This is a genomic window from Acidovorax sp. SRB_14, assembly GCF_012932145.1.
In the GTDB taxonomy this organism is placed as follows: domain Bacteria; phylum Pseudomonadota; class Gammaproteobacteria; order Burkholderiales; family Burkholderiaceae_C; genus Simplicispira.
This window is the reverse complement of the sequence record NZ_MWOK01000018.1, coordinates 41509-58625: the sequence shown is the minus strand read 5'-3', so window position 1 is coordinate 58625 and position 17117 is coordinate 41509. Positions and strand designations below refer to the sequence as shown.

Here is a 17117-nt window from a genome sequence, read left to right as displayed (position 1 = left end):
CGGTGCGCAGCAGGGCGCGGGCGACCTGGCCGGGCCGCTGCAGAGCTGGGTGGCCACACACCCGCGCGACGCCAGCGCCTGGCAGACGCTCGCCGGTGTGTGGCAGGCGCAGGGCCAGGGCCTGCGCGCCGTGCGCGCCGAGGCCGAGGCGCACGCGGCGCGCTACGACTATGCGGCGGCGGTGGACCGTTTCAAGGCCGGTCAGGACTTAGCGCGCAAGAGCAGCATGGCCGGTGATTTTGTCGAGGCGTCGATCATCGACACGCGGCTGCGCGCGGTCGAATCACTGCTTCGAGAACAGGCCGCCGAGCGCTGACTCGATCACCAGGCCCAGCACCGAGTACATCAGCGAGCCCAGCAGCGCGGCGCCAAAGCCGCGCACGTGAAAACCGTCGAGCACGCCGGCCGCGGCCCAGAACATCAGCGCGTTGATGACGAACAGGAACAGGCCGAGCGTGACGATGGTGACCGGCAGCGTCAGCACCACCAGCACGGGGCGCAGCACGACGTTGAAGAGGCCGATCACGAAGGCGGCGATCAGCGCGGCCGTGAAGCTTTTGACCTCCACGCCGCTGTAGAGATAGGCCACCAGCAGCAGCGCTGCGGCGCTGAGCAACCACTTGAGAATGAGCTTCATGGCGGGAAAGCATAGCGCATGCCTAGCACGCCACGGGCACAGGGTGCCGCGCCTGGGCGCGGCCGGTGCGGGCGTGCGGCCGGGCGCAAAAACAGGGACCGCAGTCCCTGTGTTTGGAGCATCGGGCCCGGGGCCGCAAAGGCTGCGCGCCCTTCACAGCCCCTGGCCAGAGGCCAGCGGCTTCAGAGCGCAGGCGTGCGACCGGCCGCGGCCGCAGCGTGCCGCGAGGCGATCCACTTGCCCAGAGCCAGCACGATCAGCGCACCCGCAATACCGGCGCCGTACTTGATCCAGTCGTTGGCCTGGTCGATCTTCAGCATCCAGGGCAGGGTCTCGGTCACGGCCACGGCGGGGTCGGAGACGGCCATGGTGCCGGCGATCCAGCCCAGCAGCATGCCGCCGAAGGTGATGATGGCCGGGAAGCGGTCCATGAGCTTGATGACCAGCTGGCTGCCCCAGACGATGATCGGGATGCTGATCACGAGGCCGAAGATGACCAGCGGCATCTCGTGGTGGTCGGCCGCGCCCTGGGCCGCGCCGGCGATCGCGATCACGTTGTCGATGCTCATCACCAGGTCGGCAATGATGATGGTCTTGATGGCGGCGAGCAGCTTGTCGCTGGCGGTGATGTTGCTGTGGTCGTCGTCCGGATCGGGTGCCAGCAGCTTGACGCCGATCCACACCAGCAGCGCCGCGCCGGCGAGCTTGAGGAACGGGATGGCCAGCAGCGTGAGAGCGAAGTAGATCAGCACGACGCGCAGGACGATGGCGCCGGCCGTGCCCCACAGGATGCCCTTGGTGCGTTGCTGCGCCGGCAGCTTGCGGCAGGCCAGGGCGATGACGACGGCGTTGTCGCCGCCGAGCAGGATGTCGATCATCACGATTTGACCGACCGCGACCCAGAATTCTGGGGTCATGAATTGTTCCATGGAGTCCTCTTGGTTTCCGTATCAATGCAGCGTGCCGGCCGGGTCGATGGCGTGCTGCACCCGGATGGGTGGCTCCAGGGAGCGTTGCGGATGCCTTCGACCAAACCTGCGCGGGTTCAGATCGAAGGTCTTGCTCAGCGGCACAGTGTGTGCACCGCCCGACAGGCCGGAAGCGCTTGCGGCGCTCCGTATTGACGACCTGCCGATACCCAGGCCGTGCGGCCGGGGCGGGAGCTACTCCCCTTCGGGCCGCGATTAAAGCACTGCGCGCCCCGGTTTGGCAAGCGCCCAGGGCTTTAACCTTTTGCCAGGCTTGAAGTCAAACAGGCCGCAAACCCTTTGCGGTAAAGCGCGTGCAGCTATGCATTTGAGAGTGCAACAAAGCGCGCGCGGCACGCCGGTATCATGGCTGCCCATGGCCGCATTCCACATCACCGACATCGAGGCCGCCATCAACCACTGGCGCGCGCGCGCGCCGTCGCCCGACGGCATCACGCTGGCGCCGCAGCTGGCCGCGCTGGCCGAGGTCTATGCGCGGCTGGTCTATGGCCACCGCGACGAAATCGACGAACGCGAGGTGCCGGCCCCGGCGCTGCAGGCCTGGGCCGCCTGGTACGAGACCACGCCCGACACGCCCTGCATCGCCATCTGCTCGACCAGCCAGGGCGACGACTGGTGCAAGGGCTGCGGGCGCAGCTTCGAGGAGGTGCAGCTGTGGCCTGGCATGCGCCCCATCGAAAAGCGCGCCACCTGGCGCCGCATCACGCAGCAGGGCACGGCGTGGCGCTTCACGCGCTATGCCGAGCGCGCCGCCGAGGGGGCCCCGGCATAAGGGAGCGCAGGCCCGGTGCCGGCGCGGGCCGGTGCATCGCAAACCATGGCGCAAGCGCTTGCCTGGCAGGCGCCGGACGCTGTTCACAAAGGAGCCCGTCTGTGCAGCGCTTGACCCAGGCCCCCAATGCCGCTCTGGCCACCCTGTGGGCCGACCTGCTGTGCGAGGCCGGCATGCCGGCCACCGTGCAGCGCCAGTACCTGGGCGCGGCCGCCGGCCACCTGCCGCCGCACGAATGCCTGCCCGAGATCTGGCTGGAGCACGGCGAGCACCTGGAGCGGGCGCGCACGCTGCTCGACGACCTGCACCACCTGCCCCAGCGCCTGTGGCACTGCCGCTGCGGCGAAACCGTTGAAGGTGGCTTCGAGCAGTGCTGGCACTGCGGCGCACTGATGCCGCGGTAACGTTTATTTTGATAGCTGCCAGTGCTTGTCCAGCAGGCGTTTGCGGCCGATTTGCCTGATTTCTTACTTCCAGCGCACTGGCTCCAGGTGCACGCTGCCCTGCGTGCTGCTGAGCGTGAGCGCGCCCTCCTGCACCGTGGCCTGCAGCTGCATGCTGCGCTCGGCCAGCTGCGCGAGCTGCTGCGAGGCCTCGGACGGGATGCGCCAGACCTGCAGCTTTTCCAGGCGCGAGAGCTTGGTTTCGATGCCCTTCCACCAGACCTCGGCGGCGTGGTGGAAGGCGTAGGCCACCACCGCATCGGCCTTGCTGCAGGCCTTGGTGAGCGGCTTGTCCTCGGGCTGGCCGACCTCGATCCACAGGCGCTTGCGGCCGGTGAAGTCGGTCAGCGAGGCGTCCGGGTCGTCCGGGTCGGACAGGCCGGCGCCGAACGCCAGCGTGCCGTCACCGTGGCAGGTGTCCTGCAGCGCGTGCGCGTGGAGGGCCAGCGCGGCCAGCCGCACCATCATGCGTTCGTCGGTCTCGCTGGGGTGGCGCGCCAGGGTCAGCGCGTGGTCGGCGTAGTAGCCGTGGTCGATGTCGGCGATCTGCAGGTTCGCCTTGAAGATGGTGGATTTGATGGCCATGGTCTATCAAAAATAAGAGCTGCCAACGCAAGTCCTTGCTTGCTTTGGCAGCTCTAGATATCGGAAAAAGCCACACAGCAAGCGCTGGCAGCTATGATTTTTATACTCGGCGCGCCAGCTCCGCCGCCATGCCGGTGTAGCTGCCCGGCGTCATGGCCAGCAGGCGGGTTTTCTCGGCCTCGGGGATGTCGAGCGAGCGGATCAGGCCGTGCAGGTCGGCGGCCGTGACGGTCTGGCCGCGCGTGACTTCCTTGAGCTTTTCGTAGGCGCCCTGCACGCCATAGCGGCGCATCACGGTCTGGATCGGCTCGGCCAGCACCTCCCAGGCGGCGTCGAGGTCGCCCGCCAGCGCCTGCTCGTTGAGTTCGAGCTTGTTCAGGCCAGTGAGCAGCGAGCTGTAGGCCAGCGTGGCGTAGCCCAGCGCCACACCGATGTTGCGCAGCACCGTGCTGTCGGTCAGGTCGCGCTGCCAGCGGCTGATCGGCAGCTTCTCCGACAGGTGCTTGAGCAGCGCGTTGGCCAGTCCCAGGTTGCCTTCGGCGTTCTCGAAGTCGATCGGGTTGACCTTGTGCGGCATGGTCGACGAGCCGATCTCGCCGGCCTTCAGACGCTGCTTGAAGTAGCCCAGGCTCACATAGCCCCAGATGTCGCGCGCGAGGTCGATCAGGATGGTGTTGGCGCGCGCCACGGCGTCGAACAGCTCGGCCATGTAGTCGTGCGGCTCGATCTGGATGCTGTAAGGCTGGAACGTCAAACCCAGGCCCATGGGCTCGTGGGTTTCAACGACGTGCTTGCTAAAAGTTTCCCAGTCGAAATCGGGCCAGGCCGACAGGTGGGCGTTGTAGTTGCCCACGGCGCCGTTCATCTTGGCCATGATCTTCACGGCGGCGATGCGGTCGCAGGCGGCCTGCAGGCGCACCACCACGTTGGCCAGCTCTTTGCCCACGGTCGTGGGGCTGGCCGTCTGGCCGTGCGTGCGGCTGAGCATGGGCACGGCGGCGTGCAGGTGGGCCATCTCGCGCAGCTTGAGCACGATGCGGTCCAGGCCCGGCAGCACGACCTGGTCGCGGCCGGCGCGCAGCTGCAGCGCGTGGCTGGTGTTGTTGATGTCTTCGCTGGTGCAGGCGAAGTGCACGAACTCGGCGGCCTTTTCGAGCTCGGGGCGGGCCTCGAACTTGCTCTTGATCCAGTATTCGACCGCCTTGACGTCGTGGTTCGTGGTGCGCTCGAACTCCTTGATGGCGGCGCAGTCGGCCTCGGAGAAGTTCTTCACCAGGCCCAGCAGGTAGGCGCGCGCGCCCGTGGTCAGCGGTTTGAACTCGGCAAAGCCGGCGTCGGAGAGCGCGATGAACCAGGCGACCTCGACTTGCACGCGCCGGTGCATGTAGCCGTGCTCGCTCATGATGGGGCGCAGGGTAGAGAGTTTGGCGGCGTAGCGGCCGTCCAGCGGCGACAGGGCGTTAAGGGTCGAGAGGCTCATGGGCGCCGATTGTAGGTGGCGCTGCGGCCCGGCGCGGTCTGGCTAGAATCAGCGCCCCAGCGCCGCCGTGGCCCCGAGCACGAGAAGAAACACTATGAAACTGATTGGAACGACCACCAGCCCCTACGTGCGGAAAGTGCGCGTGGTGATGGCCGAGAAAAAGCTCGACTACGCCTTCGTGCTCGACAACGTCTGGGACCAGGACACGGCGATCGCCGCATCCAATCCGCTGGGCAAGGTGCCGTGCCTGGTGATGGAGGGCGGTGAGGCGGTGTTCGATTCGCGCGTCATCGTCGAATACCTGGACACGCTCTCGCCCGTGGGCAAGCTGATTGCGCAGCAGGGGCGCGAGCGCGCCGACATCAAGACTTGGGAAGCCCTGGCCGACGGCGTGCTAGATGCGGCCATTCTGGTGCGCCTGGAGCAGACATTCGCCGGCCGCACCGAGAGCGAGCGCAGCCAAGCCTGGATCGATCGGCAACTGGGCAAGGTCGACGCCGGGCTGCGCGCCATGGCGCAGGGACTGGGCGACAAGCCATTTTGCAGCGGCATCCACCTGAGCCTGGCCGACATTGCCGTGGGCTGTGCGCTCGAATGGCTGGATTTTCGATTTCCGCAGATCGCCTGGCGTGCCGAGCACCCGAACCTCGCGCGCCTGGCCGACAAGCTGGCCCAGCGGCCGAGCTTTGCGGAGACCCGGCCCGCCTGAAGCGGCGGGCGCACCCCTCTGCTGGCCCTGGGGTGCAGGCGGTGGAAGAAAAATGCTGCGATGCGTCCCGAAGTGAAGAAGAGAGGGAGGGAGGAGGAGCACTCCGGGATTTTCAGTTGGGCACAGAGCCCAAAGGCATCGCAACAAGAAAACGGTGGGGACGCCTCGCATCCCACGGTTGGTCGACCGGGAATTTTTGCAGAAGTTCCGACACGGCGGGGTTGCAAAACATCGAAAGAAGTAACCAGTTTCGGCCCGCGGGCGCCGGCCGCGGCCGCGGCCACGCCCGCGCCCGCGCGTCAGACCATGGCCAGCAGGCGGTCGAGTGACAGGTTGACGCGCACATCGCGCTGCGCGACGGCCCCGGTGATTTTCCAGGCCGCCTGCGCCGTGTCGCGCGGGATCATTTCGCCGGTGGGCAGGCCTTCGCGGTTGAGCAGCACCGCCACGCGCGGCGTGGTGGCCGTGGCGCCGCGCTTGAGCACCACGCCGACCTCGTGGCTGGCCAGGCGGACAAAGGCGCCGGGCGGGTAGATGCCCAGTGTTTTGACGATGGCGGCGCCGGCCTCGTCGACCTGTTGTGCCTCGTCGTAATAGCAGGCCTGCATCGCCGCAGTCACCGGCATGGGCGCGCGCGTGGCGCGCGGCGCCATGCGCGCGGCAAAAATGTCGGTGCGCTGGAGCAGCCGCGCCAGCTGCTGCGCTTCGCTCTTGGCCGCCAGGGGCCCGGGCGAGCGGTGGTGGTGCAAGCGCACTGCCTCCAGCCACACCGGGTCGTTCACGCCGAGCTGGCGCAGCAGGCTCTCGGAGCGCAGCGCATGGCCCTCCACGGCGGCGATCTGCTGCGCGTCCAGCGGCTCGGTTTGCTGGGCCAACTGGTCTTGCAGCGCGGTCATGGCAATGTTCATGCTCAGGGCCGCGCGGCCCACCCGCAGCACCTGGGCTTCGCTCCATTGCAGCGTGGCGCGGGCCACGACCATGCCCACGCAGCCCACCAGCAGGCCGTGCGTGGCGCTGTACAGGTCGGTCTCCTGCGCCGAGAGGTGTACCAGCGCCAGCAGGCTGGCATCGGGGGCCTGCTGGCAGCGCTGTGCCAGGCACGCGTGCAGCGCCGTGAAACGAGCGCCGAAGTCGCCCAGCTGCGGCGAGCGCAGCAGCTGCGTGGCGCGCAGCTGCAGTTCGGGCCAGTCGGGCAGGCCTTGGCCCGGCGCGGCGCTGGCCGCTTGCGCGGTGGCCGCCATTTGCATCGATGCGATCTGGCCCAGCGGTTTTTGCGACAGCAGCATGCGCTGCAGCTGCGCCAGGTAGGCACGGTGGCTGTCGCCCGACTCGTCGGTGTCCACGCACAGGTCGACGCCGCGCCGCACCAGGGCGTCGAGCTCGGCCCGCGTGCGGATGACGTAGCCTTTGTGCGCGAGCACGGCGCCGCTGGCGCCGCGCAGCACGAAGGGCAGCGGCTGGCCCAGCTGGAGGCTGTCGATGTTGAGGGGCAGAAGGTTCATGGCGGTCGCTGAATTATCCCGGGCTTCAGGCCTGTGAAGGCCGGCACAGCGGGGGGAAATCGGGGCCTGTTCAAGGCACCGCGCCGGCGCCAAACACCGCGGCCCACAGAGCCAGCACCGCGCCGCGCTCGGCCAGCAGCGTGGCGGGGTCGACTTCGAGCGAGGCCTCGTCCAGGCGCGCCTTGTGCTGCACGCTGCGCAGCCGGCGGTAGGCGTCGGCGGCGGCGTTGCCGACGCCGGCCGGCAGCAGGCCGGTCTGCTCGGCGCGCTGCAGCAGCGCGATGTTGCCGACGTTGCCCAGCAGCTCGCGGTGCGCGGCCGAGTGGGCCAGCACCAGGTACTGCACGGCGAACTCGGCATCGACCATGCCGCCGGGGCTGTGCTTGACGTCAAAGCGCTCGCTGCGCACCGCGTGGGCGGCGCGCACGCGTTCGCGCATGGCCACGATCTCCTGGCGCAGCGCCGCAGGGTCGCGCGGGGCGCTGATGACGGCCTCGCGCACGGCGTCAAAGCGCGCGCGCAGCCCCAGGCCGCCGCCGGGCAGGGCGGGCGCCTCGCCCTCGGTGGCGGGCGTGGCCAGGTCCTCCGTGCCCAGCACAAAGCGCGCGCGCGTCATGGCCTGGTGCTCCCAGGTCCAGGCGGTGTTGCTGCCGCGCTGCTGCTGGTAGTTGGCATAAGCGTCAAAGCTGGTGACCAACAGGCCCGAGTTGCCGTTGGGGCGCAGCGCGGTGTCGATCTCGAACAGGTCCCCCTCGCCGGTCTTGACCGCCAGCCAGTTGATGAGCTTGCGCACAAAGGCGGCATAGACCTCGGGGGCGCGCTCGTCGTCGTCGTCGAACACGAACACGATGTCCAGGTCGCTGCCGTAGCCGAGCTCTTTGCCGCCGAGCTTGCCGTACCCAATGATCGCGAACTGCGGCGGGTCGCGGTGGCGGCTCTTGAGGCGACTCCAGCACCAGCGTGCGGTCACGCGCAGCACGCTGTCGGCCAGGGCGCTGAGGTCGTCGGCCACCTGCTCGACCGTCAGGCGCCCTTCCACGTCGCGGGCCAGGGTGCGGAACACCTCGGCGTGGTGGGCGCGGCGCAGCAGGTTGAGCAGGGTTTCGTCGTCGTCTTCCTGGGTGGAGCGCAGCGAGGCCAGGCGCCGCTGCAGGTCGCGCTCGAAATCGGCCGCGCTGAAGCGTTCGGACAGCAGCGAATGGCCGGCGAGCTCGTCGATCACCCCCGGGTGCTGGAGCAGGTAGCGCGCCGGCCAGCGCGCGGCGCCCAGCAGGTGCAGCAGCTGCTCGTGCACGGCCGGGCGCTCAAGCAGCAAGGCCAGATAGCTTTCGCGGCGCAGCAGCGGTTCGAGCCAGTTGACAAGGCGCACGGCAGCTTCTTCGCTCGCGTGCCCTTCGCGCAGCCACTGGGCGGTGCGCTGCACCAGCCGGAACAGGCGCGCGCGCGCCTCCTCGCGCAGCGCACCCACGCGCGGGTGGGTGCGCCATTCGGCGACACGCTCGCGCAACAGCGGTGGCAACTGATCGAGCAGCGTCTCCAGTTCGGTGGGGGCGGCGCTGCCGGACTGGCGGCCAGCGCAGCCGCCGCCCTGGCATTGTTTCTGGCCATTGCCGCCCAGCAGGGTGTCGAACTCCTGGGCCACCAGCTCGCGGTGGGCGTCGAGCTGGTGCAGGAAGGCGCAGCAATCGGCGTAGCCCAAAGTGTGGGCAATCCAGGCCAGGTCGTCGTCGCGCGTGGGCAGCACATGGGTCTGCTGGTCGTCCAGGTACTGGATGCGGTGCTCGACGCGGCGCAGAAAGGTGTAGGCCTCGGCCAGCGCCTGCGCGGTCTCGGCCGGCATCAGCCCGGCCTGCGCCAAGCGCGCCAGGGCTTCGAGCGTGGGGCGTCGGCGCAGCTCGGGAAACTGGCCGCCGCGCACCACCTGCAGCAGCTGCACGGTGAATTCGATCTCGCGGATGCCGCCGCGCGAGAGCTTGACGTCGTTGGCGCGCTCGGGGTGGCCGGCGCTGCGCTTGGCCGCATGGTCGCGGATCTGCCGGTGCAGTGCGCGCAGGGCGTCGAAGACGCTGTAGTCGAGGTAGCGGCGGAACACGAAGGGCAGGACCACGCCGCGCAGCGCCTGGACCTGGGGGCTGGCGATGCAGCTCAGGGGGGCGACCACGCGGCTCTTGAGCCAGGCAAAGCGCTCCCATTCGCGCCCCTGCGTCTGCATGTATTCCTCCAGCGCCGCCAGTGAAATCGCGGGCGGCCCCGAGTTGCCGTTGGGGCGAAGCGCCAGATCGACGCGGAACACGAAGCCGTGCTCGGTGGTGTCGCCGATCAGGCTGTAGATGGCTTTGACGGCGCGCGCGAAGTATTCGTGGTTCGAGAGGCGCCCGCGTCCGTCGGGCGTGCCCTCGGTGTCGCCATCGTGCTCGTAGACGTAGATCAGGTCGATGTCGCTCGACACATTGAGCTCGCGCGCGCCGAGCTTGCCCATGCCGATGACCCACATCTGCACGCCCTGCCCCTGCGGGCCGCGCGGCGTGCCATGGCGGGCGTCGAGGTCGGCGCGGGCCTGCTGGCAGGCGCGGTCCAGCGCCAGTTCGGCCAGCTCCGTCACGGCCTGGGTGACGGCCGCCAGCGGTGCCTGGGCATCGCAGTCCAGGCGCAGCAGCCGCTCCATCACCAGCTGGCGCAGGATGCGCAGCGCCGTGCCGGTGTCGTGCCCGGCCTCGGTCAGGCGCGCGAGTGCCTGTTCCATGGTGGCGCGCACCGGAACGCCGTCGGGCAGCAGGGCCAGGTGCGTGCTGTAGCGGCGGTGCAGGCGCTGGAAAAAGCGCGAATGCGAAGCGGGGCCGGAGGCGGCGTCGGTGCTGTCAAGAAGGGCTGTCTGCATGGCCTGCGCGGCGGGACTGAGCCGCATGTAAAACGACATGGAAGTGCAAGAACGTCAGCACGCGCCCACCCGCACAGCGGCTGCGGGTGATAATTCTTGCCACGCCAAGCCTGCCATGAACGAAGCCCCGATCCACCCCACACGCCTGCTCAAATCTGCGGCGTGGCTGGCGCGGTGGTCTCTGGGTTTGCTGCTGGCCCTGGCACTGGTGCTGGCTATCGGCTGGGGCGCGCTTCACGGCTGGATTGTGCCGCGTATCGGGGAGTTTCGCGTTCCGCTGGAAACCCTGGCCGCACGCGCGCTGGGGGTACCGGTGCGCATCGGTTCGATCTCGGCGCGCAGCGAGGGGTTGATCCCTGCGGTCGAGCTCGGCGACGTCGCCTTGCTCGATGCCCAGGGCCGCGCGGCGCTGCGCCTGCCGCGCGTGGTCCTGGCCGTGTCGCCGCGCTCGCTGTGGCGCCTGGGCTTCGAGCAGCTCTACATCGAAAGCCCCGAACTCGATGTCCGCCGCACTGGCGACGGACGCATTGTGGTCGCCGGGCTCCCGTTCTCGCCGGCCGCGCCCGGTGACACCAGTGCCGCCGACTGGTTGTTTGCCCAGACCGAGGTGGTGGTGCGCGGCGGCACCTTGCGCTGGACCGACGAATTGCGTGGCGCCCCGCCGCTGGCGCTGGGCCAGATGGATCTGCTGCTGCGCAACCGCGGCTGGCGCCACAGCCTGCGCATCGACGCCACGCCGCCGCCGGAGTGGGGCGAACGCTTCACCGTCAGCGGCCAGTTTCGCCAACCCCTGCTGAGCACGCGCAGCGGCGATTGGCAGCGCTGGAGCGGCCAGCTGTTTGGCAGCTTTGCGCGCGTCGACCTGTCGCGCCTGCGCGCCCATGCCGATCTGGGCATTGCGCTGGAGCGCGGCCACGGCGCCCTGCGGGCCTGGGTGGATGTGGAGCGCGGGCAACCGGTGGGCGGCGTGGCCGATGTCGCCCTGGCCGATGTCAGTGCCACGCTGGGCGCGCACCTGCAGCCGCTCGCGCTGCCGTCGGTGCAGGGGCGTCTGGGGGGGCACAGGCTGCTCGGCGGTTTCGAATTTTTCACGCAGGGGCTGCAGTTCGTGACCGATGACGGCCTGCGCTGGCCCGGGGGCAACCTGCGCCTGCAGGTCACCGGCCAGGGCCAGGGCCAGCCCGAACGCGAGCGGGGCGAATTCCACGCCGATCGCCTGGACCTGGCAGCGCTGGCGCGCATTGCCGCGCGCTTGCCGCTCACGGAGGCCGTCCACGGCCTCTTGCAGGGCTATGCCCCCAGGGGCCTGGTGGAAACCGTGGAGGCCCATTGGCGCGGACCCTGGGATGCGCCGCAGGGCTACCAGCTGCGCGGCCGGGTGGCCGGGCTGGCCCTGGCCGATGCGCTGGTGCCCGCAGGCCAGGGCATGCCGGCGCCCGCGTTGGGTTTGCGCGGCGCCACGGTGGACGTGGACCTGACGCAGTCCGCCGGCAAGGCCACGGTGGTGGTCGCCGACGGCGCGCTGGTGCTGCCGCACGTGTTCGAAGACCCGCTGCTGCAGCTGGACCACCTGCGCAGCGAGGTGCGCTGGCAGGTGGACGGCGAACGCATCGCCGTGCAGGTCGGCGACACACGCTTTGGCAATGCCGATGCGCAGGGCGAGCTGCGCGCCACCTGGCACACCAGCGACCCCGCACGCTCGGGCAGCCGCTCGCGTTTTCCGGGCGTTCTCGACCTGACCGGCACGCTCGACCGTGCCAATGGCGCGCGCGTGCACCGCTATCTGCCGCTGGAGATTCCGGCGGACGCGCGCCACTACGTGCGCGACGCCGTGCTGGCGGGCACGGCGAGCGCGGTGCGCTTTCGCGTCAAGGGCGACCTGCACGACATGCCGTTCGACAACCCGCGGCAGGGCGAATTCCGCATTGCCGCACGGGTCAAGGACGTGACCTACGCCTTTGTCCCGCGCAGCCTGCAGACGGCGGGCGAACTGCCGTGGCCCGCCCTGACGCAACTGGGCGGCGAACTGGTGTTCGAGCGCTCGTCCATGCGCGTCAACGGGGCCAGCGGGGCCTTCTCGGGCACGCGCCAGACGCAGCTGAGCAAGGTCCAGGCCCACATCCCCGACCTGTCGCACACCGTGGTGTCGGTGGGCGCCGACGCGCGCGGGCCGCTGGCGGAACTGCTGGGCGTGCTGTCGGGCTCGCCCCTGGGCGCGATGACCGGCCACGCGCTGGACCAGGCCCGCGGCAGCGGCAACGCCCAGCTGCGCCTGGACCTGAGCCTGCCGATCGATGCACTGCACACGGCGAAGGTGCGCGGCAGCGTCACCCTGGCCGGCAACGACGTGCGCATCACGCCCGACACGCCGCTGCTGGCGCGTGCGCGCGGCGCAGTGCAGTTCACCGAGAGCGGTTTTGCACTGCAAGGCGTGCAGGCCCGTGCCCTCGGCGGCGACGTGCGGCTCGAAGGCGGCATGCGGGCGCTGCCGGCGGGTGCGCCAGCGAGCGAGAGCGCGCTGCAGCTGCGTGCCCAGGGCCTGGCCACGGCCGAAGGCCTGCAGCAGGCCAGCGAACTGGGCTTGGTGGCGCAGCTGGCGCACAAGGCCTCGGGCAGCACGCCGTACACCGTGGCCCTGGCGATGCGCCGGGGCGTCCCCGAGCTGCAAGTGGCCACCACGCTGCAGGGTCTGGCGCTGGCGCTGCCCGCGCCCCTGGCCAAGAGTGCCGACAGCGCGCTGCCCGTGCGTTTTGAAACCCAGCTCACGCGCGAGGCCCTGGCCACCGCGGCGCCCCCTGCCAAGGCCGCGCCGCTGCACGACCTGTTCACGCTCGACCTGGGGCGCCTGGGGTCGGTCCAGTATGTGCGCGATCTTTCCGGTCCCCAGCCGCAGGTGCTGCGCGGCGCCATCGCCATGGGCCTGCCGCCGGGCGAGACCGCACCGCTGCCGCCGCGTGGCGTCGTCGCCAATCTCCAGCTGGAGCGGGTCGATGTCGACGCCTGGGAAGCCGTGCTGCTGCCCAAGGCCGCCGCTGCGGCGCCGGCCGCGGAGGCAGCGGCGGCGGCCCATTCGGATTATTTGCCCACGCAGCTCGCGCTGCGGGCGCGCGAATTGGCCTTTCAGGGCCGCAGCCTGCACGCGGTGACCGTGGGGGGCTCGCGCGAAGGCACGGTCTGGCGCGCCAACCTCGACGCCACCGAGCTCGACGGCTACCTGGAATACCGCCAGGCCGGCACACCCGACAGCCCCGCCGGGCGCCTGTTTGCGCGGCTGTCGCGCTTGACGGTGCCGCAGAGCGCGGCCTCGCAGGTGGATGCCCTGCTGGAGGAGCCGCCGGGCAGCCTGCCGGCACTGGACATCGTGGTCGATGACTTCGAGCTGCGCGGGCGCAAGTGGGGCCGTCTCGAAATCGAGGCCCTCAACCGCGGTGGCGTCGGCGCGCAGCGCGAGTGGCGGCTGAGCAAGTTCAACATGGACACGCCCGAGGCCACGCTCACGGCCAGCGGCAGCTGGGCCCTGCTCCATGCCGCGTTGCCGGCGCCGGGCGCGGCGCGCACGTCGCAGCGGCGCACGCTGCTCGACTTCCAGCTGGACATCCGGGACTCGGGCGAACTGCTGCGCCGTTTCGGCATGGCCGACGTGGTGCGCCGTGGCAAGGGGCGGCTGCAGGGACAGGTCGCCTGGCAGGGCGCGCCGCTCAGCCTCGACTACCCCTCAATGACCGGCCAGGTCCACCTTGACGTGGAGGCGGGCCAGTTCCTCAAGGCCGATCCGGGGCTGGCCAAGCTGCTGGGCGTGCTGAGCCTGCAGTCGCTGCCGCGCCGCCTCACGCTCGACTTCCGCGATGTCTTCAGCGACGGGTTTGCCTTCGACTTCGTGCGCGGCGATGTGCGCATCGACCACGGTGTCGCGACCACCAACAACCTGCAGATGAAGGGCGTCAATGCGGCCGTGCTGATGGAGGGGCGCGCCGACATCGCGCACGAGACGCAGGATTTGCACGTCGTCGTGGTGCCCGAGATCAATGCGATGACGGCGTCCCTCGTGGCCACCGCCATCAACCCGGTGATCGGGCTGGGCAGCTTCCTGGCGCAGGTGTTCCTGCGCGGCCCACTGATCGCGGCGGCCACCCAGGAGTTCCGCATCGACGGCACCTGGGCCGACCCGCGCGTGCAGCGCCTGCCGCGGCGCGGCCGCTCCGACAATGCGGGCGCCGCGGCGCCGCCGGTCCGCACCCCCCACCCACCTGGAGATCCGTCATGAAAGTGGCTGCAGTGCAAATGGTTTCAGGCCCGCGTGTGGCTGACAACCTGGCGGCGGCGCGCGGCCTGCTCGAACGCGCCGCCGCCGAAGGCGCCGAGCTGGCGGTGCTGCCCGAATACTTTTGCGCCATGGGCATGCGCGACACCGACAAGCTGGCGCTGGCCGAAACCCTGGGCGAAGGGCCCGTGCAGCACTTTTTGGCCCACACTGCGCGCGCTCTGAACCTGTGGCTGGTGGGCGGCACGCTGCCCATGGCCTGTGCGGACGCGCAGCGCGTGCGCAATACCTCGCTGGTGTATTCGCCGGCGGGCGAGTGCGTGGCACGCTACGACAAGATCCACCTGTTTCGCTTCGACAACGGGCGCGAGCAGTACGACGAGGGCCGGGCCATCGAGGCGGGCGACGCGCCAGTGCAATTTCGCCTGGCGGCGCGCGACGGGCGTGCGTGGTGCGTCGGGTTGAGCGTGTGCTACGACCTGCGCTTTCCCGAGCTGTTCCGCAGCCACGCGCGCGCCGGTGCCGACCTGCTGCTCGTGCCCAGCGCCTTCACCGTTCCCACGGGCCAGGCGCACTGGGAGCTGCTGCTGCGCGCGCGCGCGGTGGAGAACCAGGCCTATGTGCTGGCGCCGGCCCAGGGCGGCGTGCACGAGAACGGGCGCCGCACCTGGGGCCATAGCATGCTGGTCGATCCCTGGGGCGACGTGCTGGCCGTGCAGGCACAGGACCCGGGCGTGGTGGTCGGGACGGTCGACGCGGGGCGTTTGCAGCAGGTGCGTGCACAGCTGCCGGCGCTGGCGCACCGCGTCTTGTGAAAGCGGCCGTGGTCCGTTGGGCGTGGCGCCGTTGGCAGGGCGCGTGGCGGCGCTGGTCGCTGTGGACGCTGCTGGTGGCGCTGGTGGCCGCCATGCTGGTCACCGTCGTGTGGCTGGCGGGGCGCTACGAGGCCAGCGTGGTGCAGAGCCAGCTCGAACGCGATACCGCCGATGCGGTGGCAGACCTGCGGACCGCGCTGGCGCGCAACCTGCAAAACATCCAGGCCCTGCAGGGGCTGGCCCCGGGCGGGTCGCAGTGGCAGGTGCAGGCGGGCGCCCTGCTGCGCGAGCACCGTGAGCTGGTCGGCATCGAATGGCGCGACAGGGCGCTGAACGTACATGCGCAGGCCCAGAGCCCGTTCTTCTCGACCCGAGGCGAGCGCGGCAACAGCGACGGCGCGCATTCGGACACGGCCCTGGCATGTGCCAACGCGGGGCGCCTGAGCGGCGCGGCCTACTCCAGCAGCTACTTCCAGCCGCAGGGCGCGGGCCTGGGCGTGGAGATGATGGAGCTGTGCCTGCCGCTGTCCACCGCGGGGCGCGCCAGCGGCTACCTAGTGGTCACCTATTCACTGCAGAACATGCTGACCGAATTGGTGGGCCACAACCTGACGCGTCGCCAGGAAGTGTCGTTCACCGAAGCCGATGGCACCCGCCTGGCGATGGTGGGCGCGGCGCGGCGCGGCACGCGCATGTTCACCGCGCAGCAGCTGCTCGACCTGCCCGGCAACACCCTGGTGCTGCGCTTGGACGGCTGGCACGCCGCCCCCAGCCTGTTCCCGAACGTGCTCACGGCGCTGGTGACCGCGATGTCGATCGCCCTCGTCACCGTGGTCGCGATGCTGGTGCGCGACAACCGCCGGCGCCTCAGCGCCGAGCGCGAGCTGGGCGACGCGCTGGCGTTCCGCAAGGCCATGGAGGATTCGCTCGTCACCGGCCTGCGTGCGCGCGACCTGCAGGGGCGCATCACCTACGTGAATCCGGCCTTTTGCGAGATGGTGGGGTTCAGCCCGGCGGAGTTGCTGGGCCAGAGCTCGCAGGCGCCCTATTGGCCGCCCGAACTGGCGGAAGAGTATTGGCACCGCCAGGCGGTGCGGCTGGCCGGCACCGCGCCGCCGCGCGAAGGCTTCGACTCGGTGTTCATGCGCAAGGACGGCACGCGCTTTCCCGTGCTCATCATCGAGGCGCCGCTCATCAACGCCGTGGGCCAGCACACGGGCTGGATGAGCGCCTTCATCGACATCAGCGAGCAGCGCCGGGTCGAAGAGCTCTCGCGCGCCTCGCAGGAGCGCCTGCAGGCCACCGCGCGCCTGGCGACGGTGGGCGAGATGGCCTCGCTGCTGAGCCACGAACTCAACCAGCCGCTGGCGGCCATCTCCAGCTATGCCACCGGAACCCTGAACCTGCTGGAAGTGGGGCCGGGCAGCGACAGCGCCGCCCTGCAGGCGGTCCTGCAGGACGCGCGCACGGCCATGCAGCGCATTGCCCACCAGGCCGAACGTGCCGGCCGGGTCATCAAGAGCGTGCACGACTTCGTGCGCCGGCGCGACCAGGCGCGCGAAGCCGTGCCCGCGCAGGAGCTGCTGGGCGACGTGCTGCCGCTGGTGCACCTGCAGGCGCGCAAGCTCGGCGTGCGCGTGCAGGTGGCGCTGGAGCCGGGCCTGCAGCCGGTGCTGTGCGACCGCATCATGGTCGAGCAGGTGCTGCTCAACCTCACGCGCAATGCCATGCAGGCCATGGACGATCCGGCCATCGCCGTGCGCGTGCTGGACATCCGGGTGCGCCGCGCCGGATCGAACGCGCACAGCGGTTGGCTGGAGTTTTCGGTGGCCGACTGCGGCAGCGGCATCACGGACGACACTGCGCGGCAGCTGTTCACGCCGTTTTTCACGACACGCCCCGAAGGCATGGGCCTGGGCCTGAGCCTGTGCCGCACGGTGGTCGAGCAGCACGGCGGGTTTCTGGGCTACGGCCCGCACACGCCGCGTGGTACGGTCTTTACCTTTACCCTCCCGTTCGCCAGGCCCGCGCCAGAGACGCATTGAC

12 protein-coding genes and 1 pseudogene are annotated in these 17117 nt (G+C 70.1%); 7 read left to right on the top strand and 6 right to left on the bottom strand.

Annotation, left to right across the window (positions count from 1 at the left end):
* Window positions 1–316 (top strand): annotated as a pseudogene (locus tag B2J86_RS13760) (peptidase M48); the annotation flags it as partial.
* On the opposite strand, the gene B2J86_RS13755 reads toward B2J86_RS13760, so the two are convergent.
* Together B2J86_RS13755 and B2J86_RS13750 are read right to left on the bottom strand one after the other, a co-directional pair.
* The gene (locus B2J86_RS13755; protein ID WP_173025896.1) at window positions 284–637 is read right to left on the bottom strand and encodes a phage holin family protein; all 354 of its coding nucleotides are present in this window, start codon (window positions 635–637) and stop codon (window positions 284–286) included. The pseudogene B2J86_RS13760 and the gene B2J86_RS13755 overlap by 33 nt on opposite strands.
* A gap of 182 nt (window positions 638–819) precedes the next feature.
* On the bottom strand, window positions 820–1566 hold the full coding sequence (locus tag B2J86_RS13750) for a TerC family protein (RefSeq protein WP_173025895.1): 747 nt from the start codon (window positions 1564–1566) through the stop codon (window positions 820–822).
* Window positions 1567–1981: 415 nt separating this feature from the next.
* Here B2J86_RS13750 and B2J86_RS13745 point away from each other — a divergent pair, with 415 nt between their 5' ends.
* Together B2J86_RS13745 and B2J86_RS13740 are read left to right on the top strand one after the other, a co-directional pair.
* Complete coding sequence (locus tag B2J86_RS13745; protein WP_173025894.1) at window positions 1982–2398, top strand: DUF3717 domain-containing protein; 417 nt, start codon at window positions 1982–1984, stop codon at window positions 2396–2398.
* Window positions 2399–2499: 101 nt separating this feature from the next.
* Window positions 2500–2802: a putative signal transducing protein gene (locus B2J86_RS13740; protein ID WP_173025893.1), complete on the top strand. Its 303-nt coding sequence runs from the start codon at window positions 2500–2502 to the stop codon at window positions 2800–2802.
* Window positions 2803–2865: 63 nt separating this feature from the next.
* Here the strand turns inward: B2J86_RS13740 and B2J86_RS13735 are convergent, their stop codons facing one another.
* Entirely contained in the window at window positions 2866–3426 is a 561-nt protein-coding gene (locus tag B2J86_RS13735) for a YaeQ family protein (RefSeq protein ID WP_169169124.1), read from the bottom strand.
* Between the two features lie 100 nt (window positions 3427–3526).
* Window positions 3527–4906 (bottom strand): adenylosuccinate lyase, encoded by a 1380-nt coding sequence (purB, locus tag B2J86_RS13730; protein WP_169169125.1) that lies wholly within the window; start codon window positions 4904–4906, stop codon window positions 3527–3529.
* 94 nt (window positions 4907–5000) lie between these two features.
* Here purB and B2J86_RS13725 point away from each other — a divergent pair, with 94 nt between their 5' ends.
* On the top strand, window positions 5001–5615 hold the full coding sequence (locus B2J86_RS13725; RefSeq protein WP_169169126.1) for a glutathione S-transferase N-terminal domain-containing protein: 615 nt from the start codon (window positions 5001–5003) through the stop codon (window positions 5613–5615).
* 299 nt (window positions 5616–5914) lie between these two features.
* Here B2J86_RS13725 and B2J86_RS13720 read toward each other — a convergent pair whose 3' ends face one another.
* Both B2J86_RS13720 and glnE read right to left on the bottom strand, forming a co-directional pair.
* The gene (locus B2J86_RS13720) at window positions 5915–7117 is read right to left on the bottom strand and encodes an HD-GYP domain-containing protein (protein ID WP_173025892.1); all 1203 of its coding nucleotides are present in this window, start codon (window positions 7115–7117) and stop codon (window positions 5915–5917) included.
* Window positions 7118–7187: 70 nt separating this feature from the next.
* Window positions 7188–9995 (bottom strand): bifunctional [glutamate--ammonia ligase]-adenylyl-L-tyrosine phosphorylase/[glutamate--ammonia-ligase] adenylyltransferase, encoded by a 2808-nt coding sequence (glnE, locus tag B2J86_RS13715; RefSeq protein WP_173025900.1) that lies wholly within the window; start codon window positions 9993–9995, stop codon window positions 7188–7190.
* 115 nt (window positions 9996–10110) lie between these two features.
* Between glnE and B2J86_RS13710 the strand changes: the two genes are divergently transcribed.
* From B2J86_RS13710 to B2J86_RS13700, 3 genes are read left to right on the top strand one after another with little or no spacing between them, the layout of a single operon-like run.
* Window positions 10111–14259, top strand: a complete 4149-nt coding sequence (locus tag B2J86_RS13710) for a YhdP family protein (protein WP_173025891.1) — start codon at window positions 10111–10113, stop codon at window positions 14257–14259.
* A complete protein-coding gene (locus tag B2J86_RS13705; protein WP_173025890.1) occupies window positions 14256–15071 on the top strand; it encodes a carbon-nitrogen hydrolase family protein in 816 nt (271 codons plus the stop codon). The genes B2J86_RS13710 and B2J86_RS13705 overlap by 4 nt, the downstream gene beginning before the upstream one ends.
* Before the next feature lie 8 nt (window positions 15072–15079).
* A complete protein-coding gene (locus B2J86_RS13700; RefSeq protein ID WP_371736561.1) occupies window positions 15080–17116 on the top strand; it encodes a nitrogen regulation protein NR(II) in 2037 nt (678 codons plus the stop codon).
* The last annotated feature ends 1 nt before the right edge of the window (window position 17117 follow it).